The organism is Allomuricauda sp. ANG21, assembly GCF_040705235.1.
GTDB classification, from domain to species: domain Bacteria; phylum Bacteroidota; class Bacteroidia; order Flavobacteriales; family Flavobacteriaceae; genus Flagellimonas; species Flagellimonas marina.
In genome coordinates, this window is sequence record NZ_JBFCVT010000016.1 from 59,262 (window position 1) to 82,733 (window position 23,472).

Annotated in this window: 15 protein-coding genes, 2 tRNA genes and 1 pseudogene; 12 read left to right on the forward strand and 6 right to left on the reverse strand. The window is 42.0% G+C overall.

Annotated elements, in window-relative coordinates; all coding sequences use genetic code 11:
- The first annotated feature begins 195 nt into the window (after nt 1–195).
- Nucleotides 196–1,734, forward strand: a complete 1,539-nt coding sequence (locus AB1A65_RS16450; protein WP_366591022.1) for an NAD(P)H-hydrate dehydratase — start codon at nt 196–198, stop codon at nt 1,732–1,734.
- A 3-nt stretch (nt 1,735–1,737) separates the two neighbouring features.
- Here AB1A65_RS16450 and AB1A65_RS16455 read toward each other — a convergent pair whose 3' ends face one another.
- The 3 genes from AB1A65_RS16455 to AB1A65_RS16465 form a co-directional block, all read right to left on the reverse strand.
- Nucleotides 1,738–2,151 (reverse strand): STAS/SEC14 domain-containing protein, encoded by a 414-nt coding sequence (locus tag AB1A65_RS16455; protein ID WP_366591023.1) that lies wholly within the window; start codon nt 2,149–2,151, stop codon nt 1,738–1,740.
- Nucleotides 2,152–2,348: 197 nt separating this feature from the next.
- Nucleotides 2,349–2,789, reverse strand: coding sequence for a BLUF domain-containing protein (locus tag AB1A65_RS16460; RefSeq protein ID WP_366591024.1), 441 nt, complete (start codon nt 2,787–2,789; stop codon nt 2,349–2,351).
- 201 nt (nt 2,790–2,990) lie between these two features.
- Nucleotides 2,991–5,546 carry an ATP-dependent Clp protease ATP-binding subunit gene (locus AB1A65_RS16465; RefSeq protein ID WP_366591025.1) on the reverse strand — a complete coding sequence of 852 codons (2,556 nt, stop codon included), beginning with the start codon at nt 5,544–5,546 and terminating at the stop codon, nt 2,991–2,993.
- 260 nt (nt 5,547–5,806) lie between these two features.
- Between AB1A65_RS16465 and gyrA the strand changes: the two genes are divergently transcribed.
- Together gyrA and AB1A65_RS16475 are read left to right on the forward strand one after the other, a co-directional pair.
- Nucleotides 5,807–8,293 (forward strand): DNA gyrase subunit A, encoded by a 2,487-nt coding sequence (gene gyrA / locus AB1A65_RS16470; RefSeq protein ID WP_366591026.1) that lies wholly within the window; start codon nt 5,807–5,809, stop codon nt 8,291–8,293.
- Between the two features lie 72 nt (nt 8,294–8,365).
- Nucleotides 8,366–9,628, forward strand: coding sequence for a tetratricopeptide repeat protein (locus AB1A65_RS16475; RefSeq protein ID WP_366591027.1), 1,263 nt, complete (start codon nt 8,366–8,368; stop codon nt 9,626–9,628).
- A 56-nt stretch (nt 9,629–9,684) separates the two neighbouring features.
- On the opposite strand, the gene AB1A65_RS16480 is transcribed toward AB1A65_RS16475, so the two are convergent.
- Together AB1A65_RS16480 and AB1A65_RS16485 are read right to left on the reverse strand one after the other, a co-directional pair.
- Nucleotides 9,685–10,434 (reverse strand): NlpC/P60 family protein, encoded by a 750-nt coding sequence (locus tag AB1A65_RS16480; RefSeq protein ID WP_366591028.1) that lies wholly within the window; start codon nt 10,432–10,434, stop codon nt 9,685–9,687.
- 20 nt (nt 10,435–10,454) lie between these two features.
- Nucleotides 10,455–11,630 (reverse strand): acetyl-CoA C-acyltransferase, encoded by a 1,176-nt coding sequence (locus tag AB1A65_RS16485; RefSeq protein WP_366591029.1) that lies wholly within the window; start codon nt 11,628–11,630, stop codon nt 10,455–10,457.
- 113 nt (nt 11,631–11,743) lie between these two features.
- Here AB1A65_RS16485 and AB1A65_RS16490 point away from each other — a divergent pair, with 113 nt between their 5' ends.
- From AB1A65_RS16490 to mobB, 6 genes are all read left to right on the forward strand, one after another.
- On the forward strand, nt 11,744–13,780 hold the full coding sequence (locus tag AB1A65_RS16490) for an HDIG domain-containing metalloprotein (RefSeq protein ID WP_366591040.1): 2,037 nt from the start codon (nt 11,744–11,746) through the stop codon (nt 13,778–13,780).
- Nucleotides 13,781–13,894: 114 nt separating this feature from the next.
- A tRNA-Ser gene (locus AB1A65_RS16495) sits at nt 13,895–13,978 on the forward strand.
- 149 nt (nt 13,979–14,127) lie between these two features.
- Nucleotides 14,128–14,202 (forward strand) — tRNA-Pro (locus AB1A65_RS16500).
- 217 nt (nt 14,203–14,419) lie between these two features.
- A complete protein-coding gene (locus AB1A65_RS16505) occupies nt 14,420–15,670 on the forward strand; it encodes a site-specific integrase (protein ID WP_366591030.1) in 1,251 nt (416 codons plus the stop codon).
- A 262-nt stretch (nt 15,671–15,932) separates the two neighbouring features.
- Entirely contained in the window at nt 15,933–16,517 is a 585-nt protein-coding gene (locus AB1A65_RS16510) for a BfmA/BtgA family mobilization protein (protein ID WP_366591031.1), read from the forward strand.
- A gap of 5 nt (nt 16,518–16,522) precedes the next feature.
- Complete coding sequence (gene mobB, locus AB1A65_RS16515; RefSeq protein ID WP_366591032.1) at nt 16,523–17,545, forward strand: MobB family relaxase; 1,023 nt, start codon at nt 16,523–16,525, stop codon at nt 17,543–17,545.
- A gap of 237 nt (nt 17,546–17,782) precedes the next feature.
- Here the strand turns inward: mobB and AB1A65_RS16520 are convergent, their stop codons facing one another.
- Entirely contained in the window at nt 17,783–18,370 is a 588-nt protein-coding gene (locus AB1A65_RS16520) for an RNA polymerase sigma-70 factor (RefSeq protein ID WP_366591041.1), read from the reverse strand.
- A 128-nt stretch (nt 18,371–18,498) separates the two neighbouring features.
- On the opposite strand from AB1A65_RS16520, the gene AB1A65_RS16525 reads away from it, so the two are divergent.
- The 3 genes and pseudogenes from AB1A65_RS16525 to AB1A65_RS16535 all read left to right on the forward strand — a co-directional run.
- Entirely contained in the window at nt 18,499–19,668 is a 1,170-nt protein-coding gene (locus AB1A65_RS16525) for a FecR domain-containing protein (protein ID WP_366591033.1), read from the forward strand.
- 147 nt (nt 19,669–19,815) lie between these two features.
- Nucleotides 19,816–23,208, forward strand: a complete 3,393-nt coding sequence (locus AB1A65_RS16530; protein WP_366591034.1) for a TonB-dependent receptor — start codon at nt 19,816–19,818, stop codon at nt 23,206–23,208.
- A gap of 10 nt (nt 23,209–23,218) precedes the next feature.
- Nucleotides 23,219–23,472 (forward strand): annotated as a pseudogene (locus AB1A65_RS16535) (RagB/SusD family nutrient uptake outer membrane protein); the annotation flags it as partial.

Consider the following 23,472-nt stretch of genomic DNA (forward strand, 5'->3'; position numbering starts at 1 on the left):
ACTTACCCCAAAGGGGTGGTTGTAATCACAGTGAAGATAGATGAAAAAGATGCCATCTGAAGAAGATTACTATCCGTTTGTTTAACTTGCATTGTTCTATTATGAGGTGATAAAAGTAGTACTTTTGGTTACTTCATCAAATGCTGCGAAGTGTTTTTTGCGAAATCCGTACAAATAACCCAATTTTTGTGTTGAATGAAAATTTTTTCCGCCCAACAAATCTATAACGCTGATAAATTCACAATAGAAAAACAGCAAATAACCAGCGATGTCCTCATGGAACAGGCCGCTACTAAGTTGTTCGAGTGGATACATGCCCGATTGCGCGGTACCCAAGTCAATATAAATTTGTTCTGTGGTATTGGCAACAATGGGGGCGATGGGATAGCCTTGGCCCGGCTGCTTCATGAGCATGGGTATTCCATTCAGGTGCACGTTGTGAATTATAGTGAAAAGCGCTCCAAGGATTTTTTGTTGAATCTGGAACGGATAAAAGAAAATAAGATTTGGCCTGATTTTATTAATGAAGACAGTGATTTACCTGAAATTTCCCCAAACGATATAGTGGTGGATGCCATTTTTGGCATTGGTCTCAATCGTACGCCAGATAAATGGGTTGGACGTTTGATACAGCACATCAATGCGTCCCAAGCTTTTGTGCTGGCGGTAGACATCCCTTCGGGATTGCCTATGGATAGGAGCCCCTGGAATACTGACTATGTGATTGAAGCCAGTTATGTTTTGAGTTTTCAAGTGCCCAAGTTGGTGTTCTTTCTTCCAGAGACCGGAGTTTATGTAAATCAGTGGGAGCTTTTGGATATTGGATTGGACGCTGAAATTTTGGACAAGACCGATGCTGACTATGAGTTAGTGGGAAGACAGGAAATACTTCCGCTATATCGCCCTCGACTTAAGTTTTCGCACAAGGGAACCTATGGTCACTCCGTGATTATTGGTGGCAGTTATGGCAAAATTGGGGCGGTGCAACTGGCGAGCAATGCGTGTTTAACCACGGGTAGCGGATTGGTGACGGCTTTTGTACCGGAATGCGGGTATCAATCTATGCAAGCTGCAATTCCTGAGGTGATGGTATTGACCGATGAGGATGAACGGAACATTTCCAAGATTACACTTCCTTTTGTTCCTGATGTGATTGGTATTGGGATGGGAATCGGCACTGAAGAGAAAACGGCTAAAGCTTTTGGTAATCTTCTCAAAGAGATGAAGGCACCAATGGTCATCGATGCGGATGGACTCAATATACTGGCCAAAAATCCCAAAATGTTGAAGGACATTCCCGAAAAGTCCATTTTAACGCCCCATCCCAAAGAATTGGAGCGACTCATTGGAGCTTGGGAGGATGATTTTGATAAATTGGAAAAAGCCAAAACTTTTGCAAAGGAGCATGATGTGATTTTGGTCATAAAGGGAGCGCATACCATCGTTTTATATAATGGTAAAGGGTATGTGAACACTACAGGTAATCCTGGAATGGCCACGGCTGGCAGTGGAGATGTCCTCACAGGCATTATAACCGGGTTGGTGGCTCAGGGATATGAGCCCCTTCATGCGGCTATTTTTGGTGTATACCTACATGGCCTTGCTGGTGATATATCTGCCTCACAACAGGGTTATGAAGCTGTAAACGCATCCGAAATAAGTACTATGATAGGGCGGGGATTTATGGATATCCTCAGTCCGCCAGAAGTGGTGGAGGATAGGGAAAAAGGATAGGCTTTAATTCTTTCCTTTGACAGATTTCACCCTTTTCTTTATCCAAGCCAAAGCATTGTCGAACTCAATAAAGAACTCCATAGGTTTTTTGTAGAACAATTTCTCAATCTTGAAATTGTGCATATCTATTTCCTTTTTGGAGACAATGGCAAACGCCTTTAAGTTTTCCAACCCTCTCAAGTAGTTGTATATGGTTGGGTCAACGGCATACGAATTTCTACGTAGGCTTATATAACCAAAATTCTTGTCCCTAAAATGTATTTCCGAAATCCCAATGATTTGATAGGCACGCTCTAGCGTTACTGTGGCACCTTCATCAAAGGTAGCGACCATGTAGTTGTCAAAAACCTGTACGGTTCCGATGTCCAGATGGTATTCGCGTACCACAACGGTCTTCTTCGTAGAAGTAAATTTCATTCCCCAAATAGTTATAGTGTCTCGAGACGAAAGTATGATGAACACTAGGAGACCTGAAAAATATTAGATTAAAAGCAATATTATCGTTTGTATTACAATTTGGCATAAAAAAACCTGACACTGGTCAGCATTTTTGAAGTTTAGTTGGAATTATTTTTTCTGCTGATCAATTAGATTTGGTCATCTTAAAATTTGATCTAAAAGTCTTTTGGTGGATTGGTTATTAAAAATTTTGTTCTATCCCAGAACAATTTTGCAGTTAGGTGTTTTGGTTCGGTCAAATCGGCCAATAGCAATAAATTTCTTTTAAACTGTTCAAATTCGCTTTTGTTCGTGGTATTGGCGTCAATGGGATAATATGCCATACCCCAATTGGGAAAACTCCTTTCAACATTTGCATCCTCGGAAAACATATGGACTTTTTTGTGACGTCTGTCCATCTTTATCTTTTTGTAAAGTGCACTAACCTTTGCCCTGTCCCCTTCAAGAACTTGTATAAATCCGCCCATATAGTATATAAGGCAACCTGTAATATTGTCGCGTTTGTTGTTTTTACGAGATTGTTCCAATAAATTTTCCATCTCATGTTCGCTCATTGGTTTAACAATTTCCGACTCGTAGGTTAGTGTATATATCATGTTTGTGTATGAATAAAATTCAAACATAATTTTTTAGTGCTCCATGGGCAAGTTGTTCTATAAGATTCTGCTTTTTTTTGTGGAAATATGAAAAATTGGAATTGTGGTTTGTGTTTTAAGACTTATTTGGCCACGGGCTGTAAATCAAGGAAATAAAAAAAAGCTGACACATGTCAGCTTTTTTTATAGGGTGTTGTGATTTTACTTTTCAGTTTCGGGAGACTTTTCAGTTTTCTTTATTTTGATGGTAAGCTCTTCTTTTTTCTCATCCAAATCCATAAAGATACTGTCGCCTTCCTCTAGTTTAGAGTTTACAATTTCCTCTGCCAAAGCATCCTCAATATACTTTTGGATGGCTCTTTTAAGAGGTCGCGCTCCGTACTGTTTGTCAAAGCCTTTTTCGGCAATATAATCCTTGGCCTTATCGGAAAGACTGAGGTTATAACCGATATCCTTGATGCGCTTGTAAAGCTTGTTCAACTCAATATCAATGATTTTGTGGATGTCCTCTCTTTCCAATGGGTTGAAGACAATCACATCATCGATACGGTTCAGGAACTCAGGTGCAAATGCCTTTTTAAGGGCATTCTCAATAACACTTTTCTGATGGGTGTCTGCCTGCGCCTTTTTGGCTGCGGTACCGAAACCAATACCTTGCCCGAAATCCTTCAATTGACGTGCTCCAATGTTGGAGGTCATGATGATGATTGTATTTCGGAAATCAATCTTTCTTCCCAGACTATCGGTAAGGAAACCATCATCCAGTACTTGCAACAACATATTGAAGACATCTGGGTGGGCCTTTTCAACCTCGTCCAATAAAATGACAGAGTAGGGCTTTCTTCGAACCTTTTCGGTCAACTGTCCGCCTTCTTCATAACCAACGTATCCCGGAGGTGCTCCCACCAATCTAGAAATGGCGAATTTTTCCATGTATTCGCTCATATCTATCCGGATAAGGGCATCTTCAGAATCAAAAAGTTCCTTGGCCAAGATTTTGGCCAACTGTGTTTTTCCAACGCCTGTTTGTCCTAAGAAAATAAATGACCCAATAGGTTTGTTGGGGTCTTTTAATCCTGCACGGTTACGCTGAATGGCCTTGGCAACTTTGGCAACGGCTTCATCTTGACCTATAACAAATCCTTTGATCAAATTGGGTAACTCTGCCAGTTTGTTGCTTTCGGTCTGCGCAATTTTGTTCACGGGAATACCGCTCATCATGGAAACCACATCTGCCACATTGTCCTCGGTTACGGTCTCACGGTGGAGTCTGCTTTCCTCTTCCCAACGTTCCTGTGCGGAAGCCAACTCTTTTTCAAGACGCTTTTCGTCATCCCGAAGCTTGGCAGCCTCCTCGTACTTTTGTTTTTTGACCACGCTGTTTTTTAACTCGCGCACATCTTCCAACTGACTTTCCAACTCCAAAATCTGTTTGGGAACATCCATGTTGACAATGTGAACCCGCGAACCAGCTTCATCCAAGGCATCAATGGCCTTGTCCGGTAAAAAGCGGTCGGTCATATATCTGTTGGTCAACTTTACGCAGGCCAAAATGGCTTCATCGGTATAGTTGACGTTATGGTGATCTTCGTACTTGCCTTTAATGTTCATCAAAATTTCAATGGTTTCTTCTACGGAAGTAGGTTCAACCATCACTTTTTGGAAACGACGTTCAAGGGCACCATCTTTTTCGATGTATTGTCTGTATTCATCCAACGTAGTGGCACCGATACATTGTATCTCACCTCTTGCCAATGCAGGCTTGAACATGTTTGAAGCATCTAAACTGCCTGTGGCACCACCGGCTCCTACAATAGTGTGAATCTCGTCAATGAAAAGGATAATGTCGTCATTCTTTTCCAACTCGTTCATCACTGCCTTCATTCGTTCCTCAAACTGACCGCGGTACTTGGTACCGGCCACCAATGAGGCCAAATCCAGCGTGACCACGCGCTTGTTATACAGAATCCGTGATACTTTTTTATTGATAATGCGCAAAGCCAAACCTTCGGCAATGGCACTTTTACCTACGCCGGGTTCCCCAATGAGCAGTGGGTTGTTTTTCTTTCTTCGGCTTAATATCTGGGAAACGCGCTCAATTTCCTTTTCACGTCCCACAACAGGGTCTAATTTGTTGTCTTCGGCCAATCGGGTAAGGTCACGCCCAAAATTGTCCAAAACAGGAGTCTTGGATTTTTTGGTGCCTTTTTGTCCGGAGCTTGAACCGAATGTACTTTCCTTGGAATCACCAGAATCATCTGGATCACTGGGAAAGGATTCGGCCTGCGGAGAATCTATGTAGTCATCATCACTGGTGATCATAGATTTGAATTGTTCTTTTACATTATCGTAATCCACTTTTAGTTTGTGCAGCAGTTTTGTTGTGGGATCATTCTCATTTCTAAGGATGCACAACAACAGGTGCGCCGTATTAATGGAGGAGCTTTGGAAAAGCTTTGCTTCCAAAAAAGTGGTCTTCAGCGCACGCTCGGCTTGGCGGGTGAGGTGAAGATTTTTCTTGTCCTTTTGCATGGTTCCCGTATTTGGATTTGCCGGACTAAGGATTTCCACCTTTCTGCGAAGGTGGTCCAAATCCACGTCAAGGGCATCCAAAATGTTAATGGCCTTGCCATTTCCATCTCTTAAAAGACCGAGCATAAGGTGTTCCGTACCAATGAAATCATGCCCCAATCTTAGGGCCTCTTCCTTGCTGTATGCTATTACGTCTTTTACTCGGGGGGAAAAATTATCATCCATACCTTTCTTTTTCAGCAATTAAAATTAATAAAAGTATTGTTACAGTAGTCAAATACTGTACCCTTATTCGATAAACTAGTGGTAAATGTCGAAATAATGGGTGTTTTTTACCAGTTTAACAAACCTTTATTATAATAAACACTTCCTTCCAATACTGTTAATAATTTTTTTAATAAAGTAAGTCCCAATTGTTTTGAAAGGGCCTATTTTCCGTATATTGCCATGATATTTTAACCACAAATAAACAATAAGATTTTAGCATGGCGGAAGGAGAAAAGTTAATTCCTATCAACATAGAGGATGAGATGAAATCTGCCTACATTGATTATTCAATGTCGGTCATTGTGTCACGTGCCCTGCCAGATGTTCGTGATGGACTAAAACCAGTTCACCGTAGGGTTCTTTTTGGAATGCACGAACTTGGGGTAAGATCTAACAGTTCGCACAAGAAATCTGCCCGTATTGTTGGGGAGGTTTTGGGTAAGTACCACCCGCATGGGGATACATCGGTGTATGACACCATGGTACGTATGGCACAGGAATGGAGTTTACGGTACATGCTTGTAGATGGGCAAGGTAACTTTGGTTCAGTTGATGGGGACAGCCCCGCGGCCATGCGTTATACCGAGGCCAAAATGCGGAAGATCGCCGAGGAGATGTTGGCCGATATCGATAAGGATACGGTGGACCATCAACTCAATTTTGATGATTCCTTGCAAGAACCTACCGTTCTGCCCACGCGGGTACCCAACCTTTTGGTAAATGGTGCTTCGGGTATTGCCGTAGGTATGGCGACCAATATGCCACCTCACAATCTATCTGAAGTAGTGGATGGCACTGTAGCCTACATTGACAATAATGATATTGAAATAGATGAACTTATCACCCATATCAAAGCCCCTGATTTTCCGACAGGGGGTATCATTTACGGGTATGATGGTGTAAAAGAGGCCTTCCACACCGGTAGGGGCCGTGTGGTAATGCGCGCCAAAGCTTCGTTTGAGGAAGTTCAGGGAAGGGAGTGTATCGTTGTTACCGAAATCCCATATCAGGTCAATAAGGCAGACATGATCAAAAAGACTGCTGACCTGGTCAATGAAAAGAAAATAGAGGGGATTGCATCCATTAGGGATGAATCTGATAGAAAGGGGATGCGTATCGTTTATATTTTAAAGCGAGATGCCATACCCAATATCGTATTGAATATGCTGTACAAGTATACAGCGCTTCAATCTTCTTTTAGTGTCAACAACATTGCATTGGTCAATGGTAGACCGCAGTTGTTGAACCTTAAGGAAATCATTCATCATTTTGTGGAACACAGGCATGAGGTGGTGGTTCGAAGAACCAAATACGAGCTGCAAAAGGCCGAAGACAGAGCACATATCCTTGAAGGGTTGATTATTGCTTCGGATAACATTGATGAGGTAATTGCCATTATTAGGGCATCCTCAAATGTTGAAGAGGCACGTACTAGTTTAATGGAGCGCTTTAAGTTGACCGAGGTTCAGGCCAAGGCCATTGTGGAGATGCGTTTGCGTCAACTTACCGGTCTGGAACAGGACAAATTACGTGAGGAGCATGCAGAACTTTTAAAGACCATTGAAGATTTAAAAGATATTCTTGCCAAGAAAGAGCGTAGAATGCAAATCATCAAGGATGAATTGCTGGAAGTAAAAGAGAAGTACGGTGATGACAGGAGGTCTGAAATCAATTATGCGGGAGGTGACTTGAGCATTGAGGATATGATTCCCGATGAGCAAGTGGTCATTACCATTTCCCACGCTGGCTATATCAAAAGAACAAGCTTGTCCGAATACAAGACCCAAAATAGGGGAGGTGTGGGGCAAAAAGCTTCGTCCACCCGAAATGAGGATTTCTTGGAGCATCTTTTTGTGGGAACCAACCACCAATACATGTTGTTCTTTACCCAAAATGGGAAATGTTTCTGGATGAGGGTCTATGAAATCCCGGAAGGAAGTAGAACTTCCAAAGGAAGGGCCATCCAGAACCTCATCAATATTGAGATGGAGGATAAGGTGAAAGCCTTTATCTGTACCCAAGATTTGAAGGATGAGGATTACGTGAACAGCCACTACGTGATTATGGCCACCAAAAAAGGTACGGTGAAGAAAACATCGCTGGAGCAATATTCCCGTCCACGTCAAAATGGCATCAATGCCATTACCGTTAAAGATGGCGATGAGCTTTTGGAAGCCAAATTGACCACCGGTACCAGCCAGATTTTCTTAGGATTGAAATCAGGAAAGGCCATCCGTTTCGAGGAAAGCAAAACCCGACCTATGGGTAGGAACGCTTCTGGAGTTCGAGGAATTACTCTGGCCGATGATAAGGATGAGGTCATTGGAATGGTATCCGTGCATAATTTTGAAGATGACATCTTGGTCGTTTCAGAAAATGGCTATGGAAAAAGATCCAACTTAGAAGATTATCGCGTAACTAATAGGGGTGGAAAAGGGGTGAAGACCATTTCCATTACCGAAAAGACGGGCGGACTGGTGGCTATCAAGAACGTTACCGATACGGATGACTTGATGATCATTAACAAATCTGGTATTGCCATTCGAATGAGTGTGGAGGATCTTCGCGTAATGGGAAGAGCCACCCAAGGTGTTCGACTCATCAACTTAAGGGAAGGTGATAGTATTGCGGCAGTAGCCAAAGTGATGAAAGAAGACGATGATCTTGATGATGCTGATGTGCTTGACATTGAGGTGAATGACTAAGATGGCATGGCAATTGATAAGAACAAGGAGAATAATTAATAATCGATAAACACTAAATAATTACATTTTAACATGAAGACTAAAGTTTTAATACTGTTAGCCATAGGAATTTCAACCATGGGCTTTTCCCAGAAGAGTGAGATCAGGGATGCGGAAAAAGCACTGAAAGATGGCGATGTTGCAGCTGCAAAAACTGCTTTGGATGCAGCAGCATCCAGCATTGATGCCGCTGATGAAAGATTGCAGGCACAATACTATGCCGTTTTGGGAAATGTATATTCCGATATGGCATCCAAAGGTGACGCTGAGGCCTTTCAACCTGCCATTGACGCCTACAACAAGGTTATCTCAATTGAAGAGGCCAGTGGAAAGGAGAAATACACAACTGTGGCACAACAAAAATTGGCGCAAATGACAGCTGATTTAGTGAATGCTGCCGTTGAGGATAACAACAACCAGAAATTCTCTGAAGCTGCCGAAAAATTGTATTTGAGCTACAAGTTGAGCCCAGCTGATACCGTTTATTTGTACTATGCTGCGAGCAGTGCTGTAAATGGTCAAGAGTATGAGCAGGCCTTGAAGTACTACAACGAGTTAAAGGAAATTAATTACGACGGTAGTGGAGTAACTTACACCGCTGTAAATGTGGAGACCGGAGAGGTTGAAACTATGGATAAAAACACTAGGGACCTTTATGTAAAAGCAGGCACCCACAAGGATCCAAAGGAAGAAAGAAGCCCTTCCAAAAAACCTGAGATAGTTAAAAATGTGGCTTTGATCTACCAACAATTGGGGGACTCTGATAAAGCATTGGAAGCTTACGCAGAAGCAAGAGAAGCCAATCCAGAGGATGTTAACCTAGTTTTGGGAGAAGCTAATCTGTACTATTCATTGGGTGATAAAGAAAAGTTCAAAGAACTTATGGCCCAAGCTTCTGAAATGGCTCCAGACAATGCCGATTTGTTGTACAACATTGGTGTTATTAACATGGAGCAAGGTAATTTGCAGGATGCAAGAGATGCTTACAAAAGGACCTTGGCCATCGACCCTGGATATATCAATGCTTTGTTGAACCTTTCAACAACATATGTAAATGAGGGTAACGGTCTTATTGACGAGATGAACGCTCTAGGGAGTTCCAAAGCTGACATCGCGAAATATGATGAGCTAAAAGCCAAAAAAGACAGTCTGTTCCAAGAAGGTGCAAAAGTTTTGGAAGATGCCGTTAAAACCAATCCCGATAACCAAAGTATCTTGACCCAATTGAAAAACATCTATGGTGCTTTGGGTGATACAGAAAACTTTATGAGAGTTAAAAAGCTTTTGGGAGAATAGTAATTTCTTTAAGCTAAAACATAAAAAAGGGTCGCAAAACTGTGGCCCTTTTTCTTTTAGACTATTTTCTTGATGACCCTGAGTTGGTGGGTATACAACTTTTCTTCTGTATTAAAAATGCCCGTATGATCTAACCTGTCAATGCGAACATGGCCATGGACGTGAATAATGTAATTGTCCTTTAGAATGATGCCCACATGATCTATAATACCTTCATTGTTATCGAAAAAGGCTAGATCTCCCGGTTCACTTTCCTCAATAAAGCTAAGAGCCTCTCCTTGTTTGGATTGACCTTCGGCAGCTCTTTGTAATGAATGTCCATTTATTTTGTAAACCATTTGGGTGAATCCGGGGCAATCAATCCCAAAAGGCGTTTTGCCACCCTTTAAATACGGTGCGTTCAAATACAGAAAGGCCGTATCGACTAAACTGGATTTTGGTTTTTCACCTTCTATGATCGTACCTTCAAAAGAATGGTTCAATAAGGGTGACGAAGAAATCATTGAACCCAGCAAAATAGGAAGCAACATGCCATTATTGGCACAGATATGGGAAATTACATCCGATGAAATCTTTTGAGGTCCCGAAGTCAATGCTTCGTAATCCAACTCATTGATAAAAATAAATTGCGAGTTGGATACCCATCCTTCGCATTGGTCGTGGGCCACACGAATCCTACTCCATTTTTTTCTGCTCTCCAATACTTTAAAATGTTCCCCATATAATAGCTGTGAAATCATCTCTGTACAATCGTCAGGCTGAACCCTTATGGGAACAATACTTAAATGGCAAACTCCATATTGCATGTATTGGCTGAATTGGGTAACTAAATTCTTTCAAGAACAATTGCCGAAGCACCACCGCCACCATTACAAATGGCCGCAGCACCTAACTTGGCATTGTTTTGCTTTAAAACATTGAGCAGGGTAATGGTAATTCGTGCTCCGGAACAGCCTAAAGGATGACCTAAGGAAACTGCTCCTCCGTTCACATTTACATTGGTATCTGTTAGCCCTAATAACTTTATGTTGGCCAATCCCACCACAGAAAAAGCCTCATTGAACTCAAAATAGTCAATATCTGAAAGGGAAACACCCGCTCTTTCCAGTGCTTTGGGCAATGCCTTGGCCGGGGCCGTTGTAAACCATTCGGGCTCATGGGCCGCATCAGCGTATCCTTTAATATAGGCCAATGGTTCCAACCCAAGTTCCTTCGCTTTTTCTTCGCTCATGAGCACAACCGCAGCCGCTCCGTCATTTATGGTTGAAGCATTTGCGGCCGTTACCGTACCCTCTTTGGTGAAAGCAGGACGCAATGCTGGAATTTTCTCAAGCTTTACGTTTTTATACTCCTCATCTTCATTCACGATTATGGGTTCACCTCTGCGCTGGGGAACTTCCACAGGAACAACTTCGTCCTTAAATTTTCCGGAACCCCATGCTTCTGCCGATCTCTTATAAGATTGAATGGCGTAGGCATCTTGGTCCTCTCGGCTAAACTCATATTTGGAAGCACATGCATCAGCACAAACACCCATGGCATTTTGGTCATATGCATCTACCAACCCATCTTTTTGCATGCCATCTACCATGGTCGTTGGACCAAATTTTACACCGTTCCGCATGTGTACATAGTGGGGGATAAGACTCATGTTTTCCATACCTCCGGCCACTACAATGGAATTTTCTCCCAAAGCAATGGATTGGGCACCTTGCATAATGGCTTTCATTCCAGAAGCACAAACCTTATTGACCGTAGTGCAAGGAACCGTATTGGGGATACCTGAATAAAGGGCTGCTTGGCGGGCAGGTGCCTGACCTGTGCCTGCCTGAACCACATTTCCCATTAAAACTTCCTCAACCAGCTCGGGTTTAAGACCTATTTTTTCCAACGCTCCCTTAATGGCAATGGAACCCAATTTAGGGGCCGGTACGGTGGACAAAGCACCCATAAAGCTACCTATTGGGGTCCTAGCTGCAGAAACAATAACAACTTTGTTCATATGTGCATTTTTATTGATGCGAAAATACTAAAATTAAATGCAAAAGGTCCAGAATCACTTTGAGGCCCACTTCTTATTTATATTTTCTATTTTTGATGAGAACAGCACAAGGAATGGGAAAGACTTTGGATAATGTATATAAGCATCAATCACTTGCCTACAAGTACTTTCTATACCTGATTTCAGTAGGACTCATTGTTTTCTTTTTTCCGAAAGGGGGGAAGTTCAAGTATGAGTTTCAGAAAGGAAAACCTTGGCAGTATGAGAATCTTTATGCGCCCATAGATTTTTCCATTAAAAAGACACAGGAGGAGATAGCCCAAGAGCAACAATTGCTCCGCAATAGAAAAACCGATTATTATACGTTTGATGCTTCAACGGTGACCACCATCAAAAATGATGTGCAACAAGAGCTGAACGGACTGTTTGAAGCAAACTCCATTTCTAGTCGGGAACAGCGAACGATATCAAACACGGCCGAAGAGGTTATCGATAGTATTTACAAGCTTGGGGTGTTTCATGATTTGCCCTCATCGAACTCCATTGTAGTGGTGAAGAACAACAAGGCTTTGCCGTTGGACCCTAATAATTTTATGGATGTTCAGGAAGCGAAAGAACGAATAGGCGGTATTTTATCAAGTAGAAGTTTTCAAGGGGATGTAAGGCTGGGAAATATCATTCAAAGAAATATTAGGCCCAATCTCTCTTATGCGGAGTCCCTTACCAATAAGGCTTTGGAAGAGGAGCTCTCCAAAATTTCATTTACCCGGGGTGAGGTAGCCGAAGGAAGATTGATCATTGCCAAGGGAGAGGTAGTTGAAGCTGAAAATTTTAAAATACTAAACTCGCTGAAGGATGAGTACGAATCCGAACTGTGGCGCGGTAATAATTACTATTTTATTCTTTTGGGCTACACCATTTTGGTAGCATTGGTGTTGATCATGCTGTTTTTGTTCTTAAAGCGATATCGAAATGAAATCTTTAAGAACAATAATAAGGTCACTTTTATCTTTTTCAATATCCTTCTGATGGTACTTGCCACCACCTTCACAGTGAAGCATTATGAAAGTTTTGTGTATGTTGTACCGCTTTGCATCCTTCCTCTTGTGTTAAAAAACTTTTTTGATGCCCGATTGGGGTTGTTCGTCCATGTACTCTCCGTATTGATTCTTGGTTTTGTGGTGCCAAATAGTTTTGAGTATATCTTTTTGCAGATTATTGCTGGTATCGTAACCATTTTAACCGCATCGGAACTGTATAAAAGGGCCAATCTCTTCATTTCTGTCGGACAAATCACTTTGATTTACATCATTGGCTATTTTGCTTTTCACGCTATCCATGAAGGTAATCTTGAAAACATAGAATGGATTTTATTTGGAGTTTTTGTTTTGAATGGGCTATTGACCTTGTTTGCACAACCTTTGATCTATATGTTTGAAAAGATTTTTGGTTTGGTTTCTGATGTTTCCCTGTTGGAGCTTTCAGACACCAATTCAAAGCTATTAAAAGAGCTCTCAGATAAGGCGCCGGGGACATTTCATCATTCGTTACAAGTGGCCAATCTAGCCGAAGCAGCTGCGAATGAGATTGGGGCAAACGCCATGTTGGTAAGAGTAGGTGCACTATACCATGATGTTGGCAAGATGGACAAACCGACCTATTTCACAGAGAATCAAATTACCAATGTCAATCCCCATGACGATCTTCCGCCTAGGGAAAGTGCCAAAATAATCGTAGATCATGTTATTACGGGAATTGAAATAGCACGCAAGAACAATATTCCGGATAGGGTTATAGATTTCATCCGAACCCACCATGGTACTACTTTGGTATATTATTTTTTTAAGAAGCAACAAGAGTTGGAATCAGAGGTTGATTCGGATGATTTTAAATATCCAGGTCCGATTCCATTTTCAAAGGAAACTGCCATTTTAATGATGTCGGATGCGGTGGAAGCAGCTTCCAAAAGTTTAAAAAACCCTACGTTTACCATTATCGATGAGTTTGTGGACAAAATTGTGAAAGGACAAATGCAAGCCGACCAGTTTTTGAACGCAAATATTACACTTAAGGAAATTGAGATGGTGAAAAAGGTTTTAAAACAAAAACTCACCAATATTTACCATCTTCGAGTGGAGTATCCTGAATGAGGTATACTGGAAATCAAATGGTTTCAAAAAAATTGAAAAATAGTTGCGATCTATTGTATGAAAAGGTACATTTGCATCCGCATTTTTAGAATGCACGTTCATAAAATAAAACTAGGAGAGGTGCCGGAGTGGTAACGGAGCAGATTGCTAATCTGTCGGCGGGTAACTGTCGCCTGGGTTCGAGTCCCAGTCTCTCCGCTTTTTCCTTTTCATTTGGAATATTTTTGAGGGAAAGTACCTCAACATCGCTCGGTATAAACTCCGCCCGAGTGGGCTACTTAACAGTAGTGTTTATTGGAGTTTGAGATTTTGACTATGAAATATTTCAGCCGAATAGGCTGTGTTTTCGGGGTGTAGCGTAGCCCGGTTATCGCGCCTGCTTTGGGAGCAGGAGGTCGCAGGTTCGAATCCTGCCACCCCGACGAACCACTAAATAGGTGGTATTAAAGCACTGTCAACTGACTGATTGACAGTGCTTTTTGTTTTTTATGCATTCATTTGATATCATTTAAATACATATAAATGGTGTAGAGTTCGGTGAATGGTTCGGTACGTTCCTTGTGCATAATTTAGCTACAGTTTGACGCTGTTTATGGGTGTTTTGCAAACCTGTTTTGTCAAACCCAAAAGCTATGTATTATGCGAAATTCCAACACTTTAAAGGTTCTGCTCTTCACAAGGGATACTTCCAACAACCCTGAAAAATTGACCATTTATGCCCGCATCACTGTCAACGGAAAACGGGCAGAAATCAGCCTGAAACGATATGTTTCGGTGAATGAATGGGATGAAACGAGAGGAAGACTCCATGGACTAACCCACAAGGCCCGTTTGTTGAACAGCTATCTGGATGAGGTGTATGGTGCCATCATGGACACCCATAAACAATTGTTGCGTGAGGACAAGCTTATCACGGCTCAGGCAATCAAGGCCCGTTATCTAGGGCAGGACGAGCAACACAAGACTCTTTTAGAACTTATCAAATACCACAACGAATCACAAAAGAGTAAGCTTCGCCCGGGAACCATGAAAAACTATTATGGTACAGAAAAATATCTCAAGAGGTTTTTACATGAAACGCGCAGACTTGAAGATATCAATTTGAAACAATTGAACTACAAGTTCATTACCGATTTTGAAAATCACTTGATCAATGGGCCTGAACTCCAAAAGGGAAAGAAGTGCACCAATAACGGGGCCATGAAACATTTGGAGCGTCTAAGGAAAATGGTAAATCTTGCCGTTAGGTTGGAATGGTTGGACAAAGACCCCTTTGTAAATCATAAAAAGCGATATAAGAAGACTGAACGCTCTTTTTTGACCGAAAGGGAACTCAGGCTGATTGAGGAAACAACATTTTCAGGAAAGGGGTATGAGCGAGTGAAGGACACGTTTCTTTTTTCATGCTATACCGGATTGGCCTATGGAGATGTGAAGGCTCTAGATATAGATCATTTGAGGTTTGGGATAGATGGGAACCTTTGGATTTATACGAAAAGGGAAAAGACCAATGAAACGGTCAAAGTTCCATTACTTCCCAAAGCAAAACAAATTTTGGATAAATATAAAAACTGTAATGAAAGGTTGATACACGGAAGGCTATTACCTGTATTGAGCAACCAAAAGACCAACAGTTATTTAAAGGAGATTACAAAGGCCTGCGGAATCTATAAGAATATTTCATTTCATACGGGCAGGCACACTTTTGCAACAACGGTAACACTGTCCAATGGTGTTCCAATCGAAACCGTTTCCAAGATGTTGGGACACACCAAACTGACCACCACACAGATCTATGCAAGGGTACTGGAACACAAGATAGGGGAGGACATGCAGAACCTGATTGACCATATGAACCAAAAGGAACATAAAAAGGCAATCGGGGATTGAAAAGGGTATTCAGAACTACGACTGAATGGGAGTTGTTCGGAATAGCAAGAGGGTGATGCGCAGATTGCGCCATCACGGTTGTTTTCGGGTCTTCAACAAGTTGAAAACCAGTTAATTGAATTGATTTTGTAATACTCCACAAAATCAGGGACTACAGTAGGTTTTTCCGAAATCTACAGTAAACCCTTTGGGAAACCCTGTAAACACTGGAAATTTTTGACGAAAAAATTGTCGCAATTTCACTAAAAAACAAAATGCACCCATGGAAAAGCAAAAAACCAAAGGCAGTACAAAGAAGGGTACAGGTGGTTATTCCAATATCACGGTAAAGAAAGAAACGGCCACACGCTTTCGCAGCTATTCCAAAAAGTTCGGCAAATCGCATAGCGAGGTATTGGATGCAATGGTACAATACTTCAAGGAGAACCATCTTGACCCTTTTGGAGAGGGAACGAAGATTATCATTAACAGTATCAAAAAATTGGAGCGTCAGATGATGAAAAAATTCGATAGGCTCATTGCCATAATCAAGAACATGGAAAAGACCAGTATCCGACCGACCTATGAAATGATGTTGATTCTTTATGAGGCCTATGTAAAGGATGGGAGGAAACCCAGACGGGAACCTGTCCAGATACAGGAAGAGCGAATGGATTTTTTGGAGCCAAGAAATACCGTTCCGAAAGTGGAGTACGATAGAATATTGCAAGAATTCAAAGAATATAAAAAGCATTGCAATGAAATCCTCAACAGTGTGGATAAGGTAGAGCCAATGATGGGAAAGCCTTATCTGAAAATCAATATGGGAATCAGGGACTTTGAAAGCTTGAAATACCAATTAAGATAACGCTCATGTACCTTACCATCTCAGCACAGAAAATGGGCAGTACCTACAACTCCAGTGTAGGGAACTATGTGGACTATTTGGAAAAGGAAAACGAGGACAGATTGCCCGAACAAAGGGAAGAATTCTTTGACCGAGAGAACGACAGTGTAAGCCCTCAAACGGTCATTGATGAAATAGATGCCAATACGGCAAAACTAAGGCAGAAAGACCCAAAGTTCTATTCCATAGTGGTAAGTCCCAATAAAAGGGAATTACAGGCAATTGGAAATGACCCAAATCTGCTAAGGGAATATACAAGAAAACTCATGGAGGACTATGCCAAGAGCTTCCACCGCAACCAAGAGGTAAAGGCAGAGAACTTAAAGTATTATGCCAAAATCGAACATGAACGCACTTATAGAGGCTTCGATAAGCAGGTTCAGGAGAATGCGCCTTACCGGGGAGAAATAGCTAGGCTCAAGAACGAGATACGGAAAGTGGAGCGTGGCGAATCCATTGGGAATGTCAAAGGGCTTGAAAAAAGAATCAAAGAGCAGGAAAGATTGGCCCCACACAAGCAGAACGGGCAATTGGTGGCCGCAGGGATGCAAAAGGAGGGGCCACAGACCCATATCCACATCATAGTAAGCAGAAGGGATGTAACGAACACCTATACGCTTTCCCCAATGGCAAAGCACAAGGCCTCCGAAGTGGTACTGAACGGAAAGACGGTCAAAAGGGGATTTGATAGGGACAGTTTTTACCAAGCAGCCGAAAAGACCTTTGACAGGACAACGGGCTTCAAAAGGAACTATGTGGAATCCTATGTTGGAAGAAAGGCCCATGCCAAGGAACCTGGGAAGTTCTTTGCCAAGGTCATGGGACTGCCCACCAAGGAAAAGGACATGGCCTTTAAATTACTTAAAACAATGGGGGTAAAGGCTCCCAGTATACCGACCAATAAAGTACAAATGGCAGCCAAGATCATCAAAGCTCTAGGTAGGGGAATAGATAAGGCAAGGGGAGCTGGTGAGGACATGGGCTACTGAAATGAAAAAGGTAGGTTGCGCCCTATCGGGTTTTTGCAATACGCTTATCTACCGGAACACTACAAAAACCCGATAGGATCCATGCGCAAAAGTTGGGGGTAAGAATTTGGGGTACTTATTGTTCTACTTTTAACCAATTCGATTTTAACATTAATTCACATACTCCATGTTAGTTGTTGAATATTATTCAGCAATGCCCCATATGGTGGAGATTTTGATTTTTATTTGATAATTTGATTATTGAGAATTGACCCTTCTAAATAAAATAAATAAAGAGTACATGGAGGATTTGATGCTTTTTCGGATAGAGGACAAAGCTTTTCCAATTTGGTTTTCGACCGTCTTTATTGAAATGTCCAATTGATCTGCAATTTCTTTATACCGCATTCCACTTTGCTTATTCATCATAAATATTTGTTTACGGCGGGGAGGGAGCTTTTCGATGGCCAGTTTTACATTTTTAAGTCTTTGTTCAAAAAGATCATGGTCCTCGACCAGAGGGGTCAAAGCATTCAATCGGATTTCTTCCAGTTCATCCAGAAGTTTTTTGTCCTTTCTGTGAGTGTCGATAAAATTGGTATAGGTGATTTTGTAGAGATAACTGTTCAGCGAACCATCGGTTCGCAGGTTTTCCTTTTTGTTCCATAGCTTTAAAAAGGTATCCTGAACGATGTCCTGGGCAAGGTCCCTATTGGTGGTAAAGTTTAGAATATACACGCACAAGCGTTCATAGTAGTGGAGGTAGACTTTTTTAAAGGCGTCCTCGTCACCATTTTTTAGGGCGGTTATCAGCTTTTTTTCACCAATCTCTTTAAAGTTTGACATATTGGTCAATGGGGGAATCGTTTTGATAAACAAAAAGTAAAGTTATCATAATATAAATAAAAAATAATTTAAAAACCCGTGGGGGTTTTTTAAAAATCCCCGTAACATATATAAACCATAGTAGAAACGTGGAACAAAACCCAGATACACTTATTGCTAAATTTCTCAGGAAAGAACTTTCTCAAGAGGAGGTCAAAGATCTAAAGGATTGGATGGAACTTCCAGAGAACAGGTCGTTTTTGGAAGAAGAGATTCAAATCTACCATTTGATCAATGCCCACTGCATGTCCTTTGATACGGATAAGGCCTATGATGATCTGATGGCCAAGCGTGAATTGAATACCAAAACCACGGTGTTGCCCATGGGAAGACCATGGTTCAGATATGCGGCCGCTGCCATTTTTGTGGGCCTCATTGCCTTGGCCTATTTCTTCAGAAATGATGTGGTCAATACCCAAAGGCCCCCCAGTACACCTATCATTGTAAATAATGAGATTGAAGCGGGAACCGATAAGGCAACACTTACACTGGATTCTGGCGAAGAAGTGGTATTGGAAAAGGGACAGAATTACCAAAACCAACATTTGGTTAGTAATGGTGAGGAGATTGTATATCAGGCTGCGGAGCAAGACAAAGAGCGTATTGTTTATAATTCTCTTACCATTCCTAGAGGAGGTCAGTTTAATTTAAAGCTGGCTGACGGTACCCGGGTATGGTTAAATTCTGAAACTCGGTTAAAATACCCCACAAGTTTTCCCGAAGGGGAAAGCCGGGTGGTTGAATTGGTGTATGGGGAGGCCTATTTTGATGTATCCCCTAGCACGGAACATCAAGGGGCTGATTTTAAAGTATACCATGGCCAACAAGAGGTGGAGGTCCTAGGTACTGAATTCAATATCAAGGCATATAAGGATGAGACTATAGTGTATACAACCTTGGCAGAAGGTAAAGTGGCTGTTGACTATAATGGTGGGGCCACCTTCCTGAATCCGGGAGAACAGACCAAACTTGATCTCAATTCCAATCGTATCACTGTGGTCAACGTAAATGTATCGAGAGAAACTGCTTGGAAAGAAGGACTGTTCAGCTTTAGGCACATGCCATTAAAGGACATCATGCGGGTATTGTCCCGATGGTATGATTTTGAGGTCGTTTATGAAGATGAAAAATTGGAGGAGAAACGATTTATGGGGACTTTGGATCGATTCCAGAGTATTGAGGAGATTCTATCTGCACTCCAGGGCACCAATGCCATCCAGTCCTATGAAATAAACCAAAAGACATTGCTGTTGAAGTAACCAAAAAAGATGCCTATGTAGAAAAACCAGTTTAAAAATAAAAAGGAGGAATCCAGTTTAGACCCTTGGAAAGTACCAGACTGTATCCCCCTTGACGATTATTAATCAGTAAACAATGTTTAACCAACTAACAACCATTGCGAATTTATGGAAATTAAATTAACCAATAGGCCCTTCTTTTGGGGAAGAGGGCTTTTGAACTACATTATGAGAATCTATATCTTCTTGTTTTGTGCAACCGTATTTAGCTTTACTCCAGATAACGCATTGTCCCAGAGCACCAAAATTGTGATAGATGAGGACATTACGGTATCTGTGGATGAGGTGTTTGATATTATTGACGCCCAAACAGACTACAGGTTCATCTACCCAGAGGAAATGTTTCGAGATTTTCCCATGATGACCTTGGATAGGGGGACCATGAAGGTTTCAAAGCTATTGAAGCAATTAATGGAACTGGGCGGCTTTTCATTTATCCTTACAGACAACAACACCATATTGATCAAAGAATTGGGTGATCAGCAACGTATCAGTGGGACCGTTACCGATGTCGGGGGAATGCCACTGCCCGGGGCAAGTGTGGTAGAGAAAGGGACCACAAATGGGACCCAAACGGATTTTGATGGAAATTTCTCGCTCGAGGTTTCAAGTGCGGACCCCATTCTGATGGTATCTTATATTGGCTTTACCAGTAAAGAGATTGAAGTTGATGACCAAGCTTTTTTGGAGATTATATTACAGGAAGCCACTTCTAAGCTTGAAGAAGTTGTGGTGGTCGGATATGGAACCCAGCGAAAGGCAGATTTGACGGGAGCCGTTTCGGTGGCGGATATGGACGAGGTGAAAGACCTTCCCCCTGGAAATATTATCAAGAATCTTCAAGGTCGCCTTCCAGGTGTCAACATAACCACCAATGGCCATCCTGGTTCCCCTGCAACCATACGTATAAGGGGTATTGGAACTTTGAACAATAATGATCCGCTATATGTGATTGATGGGGTGCCCACCAAAAAGGGAATGCATGAGCTGAACCCAAATGATATTGAGTCCGTTCAAGTATTGAAGGATGCATCCTCAGCAAGTATTTACGGTTCCCGGGCAGCCAATGGTGTCGTTATCATAACAACCAAAAAGGCGAAATCTGGTAAAGTGCGTGTTGATTTGACATCAACATTATCCTTCCAACAGTATGGGGAACATTTGGATGTTCTAAATACTAGGGAACATGCCCAAGTGGCATGGCGTGCCATGGTCAATGATGGTATCGAACCCAATCATAATATTTATCTTTTTGATACTCAGAATGACAGTGAGGGGAATCCCCAATTGAATGGGGTGTTGTTCCCTGAATTCATTGATCCACAACGGACCATGCGGCCGGCGGATACAGATTGGTTTGATGAAGTGAGCGAGCCCTCGTTTATCAAAAACCTTAACCTTACCTTTTCAAAGGGTACGGAAGATGCCGATTTTTTATTGTCGTTGGGACATATGGACAATGATGGTGTCATTAGGGGGACCAATGTGAAAAGGACCAGTTTGAGGGTCAACTCGGAGTTTCGTTTTTTAAACAATACACTGCGCATAGGGGAGAACTTTCAAATATCGCGACAATCCGAAGTCAATGTCCCTGCCGATGACATTATGTTCCTGGCCCTGGTCCAACAGCCTATTGTTCCTGTACATACAGTTGACGGAGGTTGGGGTGGTCCGGCCCCTGGGATGTCCGATAGGCATAACCCGGTAAGATTGATTGAGGACAATCTGCAGAATAAAAGTGTATATCTGCGTCCTATGGGAAACATCTATATGGAATTGGAGCCGGTTAATGGGTTGCGGTTACGCAGTAGCTTTGGATTGGATTATGGCCTGCACTATCTCCGTCACTTGGAAAAGAGCTATACTTCTGGTTTTTTGAGCCAACCCAATAACACTGTAATGAACAATACGTGGTACTCAGGAAGTTGGGTTTTTCAAAATACGCTTACCTATGATTTTGAATTCAAGGAGCATAAGCTGAATTTTTTGGCCGGATTTGAGCAAATTAAATTTGAGAACGAGGAGTTTTCCGCTTCTAAAAGGGGATTGGCCATAGAGGATATTGATTATGCCTTCTTGGATGTCGGAACGGAACTTCCGACAGCAGGTGGCTCTGGATCCAGATCTTCTTTACGATCATTCTTTGGAAAAATCAATTACTCCTATGATGATAAGTATCTTTTATCATCAACCGTACGTCGGGATGGATCTTCCCGTTTTGGGAAAAACTACCAATATGGAATTTTTCCGGCATTTTCACTCGGTTGGCGGGTATCCGAAGAGAACTTCATGGAAAATCTTGACTTTGTTTCAGATTTTAAATTCAGATTTGGATGGGGACAGAACGGAAACCAGGAAATCTCAAATACGGCGATTCACAACCTCTATATAGCGGATTATGCGACAAATGCCACGTGGGCTCCCGATGCCGGTACAGCGTATGACATTGATGGGAATGATGGTGGTGAATTGCCCTCTGGATTTCGATTGACCCAACAAGCCAATCCGGATCTAAAATGGGAAACGACCACACAAACCAATTTCGGGGCGGATTTTTCGCTTTTTGATCATAAGTTGACAGCTTCTGTGGATTACTTTATCAAGAGAACGGAAGATATACTCATACGCCCCCCTTATTTGGGCGCCGTTGGAGAAGGTGGAAGCAGATGGGTAAATGGGGCCTCTGTCGAAAACCGAGGGATTGAGGCCATTGTTGGATACCAGTTTAATGTGGGGGAATTTAAGTTCGATCTTACGGCCAATGCCTCAAACTATAAGAATGAGGTGGTCTTTTTACCGGATGAAGTGGTAAATGCCTATGGTGGAAACGGTCGGGACAAGAATATATTGGGAAGGTCCATCAATTCCCTCTTTGGTTATGTGTCAGATGGATTGTTTACTGATGAGGAACAAGTTTTGGTTCATGCAGAACAACCGGGCAAAGGCCTTGGTCGAATTCGGTATGCAGATATCAATGGTGATGATGTCATTGACGATGATGATCGCGATTGGATTGGCATTGGTGATCCAGACCTTGCCTACGGTTTCAATGCGGATGTACGTTGGCGAAACTTTAGCTTAAATGTTTTCTTTCAAGGAATCACAGGCTTGGATGTGTTCAATGACACAAAAATTTATACCGATTTTACTTCCGTGCAGGGCACCAATTACGGTACGCGGACACTACAGGCATGGTCGCCCAGTAATCCAACTTCCACGATTCCCGCACTATCCCTTTCGGACAATAACTGGGAGGCCAGAACATCGACATACTTTATGGAGAGTGGATCTTATCTTAAGCTCCGAAATTTACAGCTTGGCTACTCGTTTCCCGAAACGGTTTTGGAGAAGTTACACTTGACCAATTTTCGGGTTTTTCTGCAGGGGCAGAACCTATGGACCATAAAAGATGACAGTTATACGGGTCCGGATCCTGAGAACCCAGGCAACGGATACCCAATCCCATCAATTTATACCCTCGGTATTAATGTTTCACTATAGTAATTGGACAATGAAGAAAATAGCATATATATTGACAATAATGACAGGATTGTTCAGTCTTTCCTGTAATGATGATTTTTTGGACAACTCACCTTTGGGGGCCATTTCGGATTCCCAATTGAATACTCCTGAAAATGTAGAAAAATTGGTAATAGCTGCCTATTCCAGTTTGGGCAATGATCACTATACCGTACCCAATTCCCTTTGGCCTTATGGAGATTTGAGAAGTGGGGATGCCTACAAGGGTGCAAAAAATGGGCATAG

What these genes read in the sequence shown, in the direction of transcription:
- AB1A65_RS16455 (WP_366591023.1), bottom strand. Translation starts at nt 2,151, where the DNA reads ATGAAATTTACTTCTACGAAGAAGACCGTTGTGGTACGCGAATACCAT.
- AB1A65_RS16530 (WP_366591034.1), top strand. Translation starts at nt 19,816, where the DNA reads ATGGAAATTAAATTAACCAATAGGCCCTTCTTTTGGGGAAGAGGGCTT.
- AB1A65_RS16490 (WP_366591040.1), top strand. Translation starts at nt 11,744, where the DNA reads ATGGGAAAGACTTTGGATAATGTATATAAGCATCAATCACTTGCCTAC.
- AB1A65_RS16475 (WP_366591027.1), top strand. Translation starts at nt 8,366, where the DNA reads ATGAAGACTAAAGTTTTAATACTGTTAGCCATAGGAATTTCAACCATG.
- AB1A65_RS16460 (WP_366591024.1), bottom strand. Translation starts at nt 2,789, where the DNA reads ATGATATATACACTAACCTACGAGTCGGAAATTGTTAAACCAATGAGC.
- gyrA (WP_366591026.1), top strand. Translation starts at nt 5,807, where the DNA reads ATGGCGGAAGGAGAAAAGTTAATTCCTATCAACATAGAGGATGAGATG.
- AB1A65_RS16485 (WP_366591029.1), bottom strand. Translation starts at nt 11,630, where the DNA reads ATGAACAAAGTTGTTATTGTTTCTGCAGCTAGGACCCCAATAGGTAGC.
- mobB (WP_366591032.1), top strand. Translation starts at nt 16,523, where the DNA reads ATGTACCTTACCATCTCAGCACAGAAAATGGGCAGTACCTACAACTCC.
- AB1A65_RS16520 (WP_366591041.1), bottom strand. Translation starts at nt 18,370, where the DNA reads ATGTCAAACTTTAAAGAGATTGGTGAAAAAAAGCTGATAACCGCCCTA.
- AB1A65_RS16480 (WP_366591028.1), bottom strand. Translation starts at nt 10,434, where the DNA reads ATGCAATATGGAGTTTGCCATTTAAGTATTGTTCCCATAAGGGTTCAG.
- AB1A65_RS16505 (WP_366591030.1), top strand. Translation starts at nt 14,420, where the DNA reads ATGCGAAATTCCAACACTTTAAAGGTTCTGCTCTTCACAAGGGATACT.
- AB1A65_RS16450 (WP_366591022.1), top strand. Translation starts at nt 196, where the DNA reads ATGAAAATTTTTTCCGCCCAACAAATCTATAACGCTGATAAATTCACA.
- AB1A65_RS16465 (WP_366591025.1), bottom strand. Translation starts at nt 5,546, where the DNA reads ATGGATGATAATTTTTCCCCCCGAGTAAAAGACGTAATAGCATACAGC.
- AB1A65_RS16510 (WP_366591031.1), top strand. Translation starts at nt 15,933, where the DNA reads ATGGAAAAGCAAAAAACCAAAGGCAGTACAAAGAAGGGTACAGGTGGT.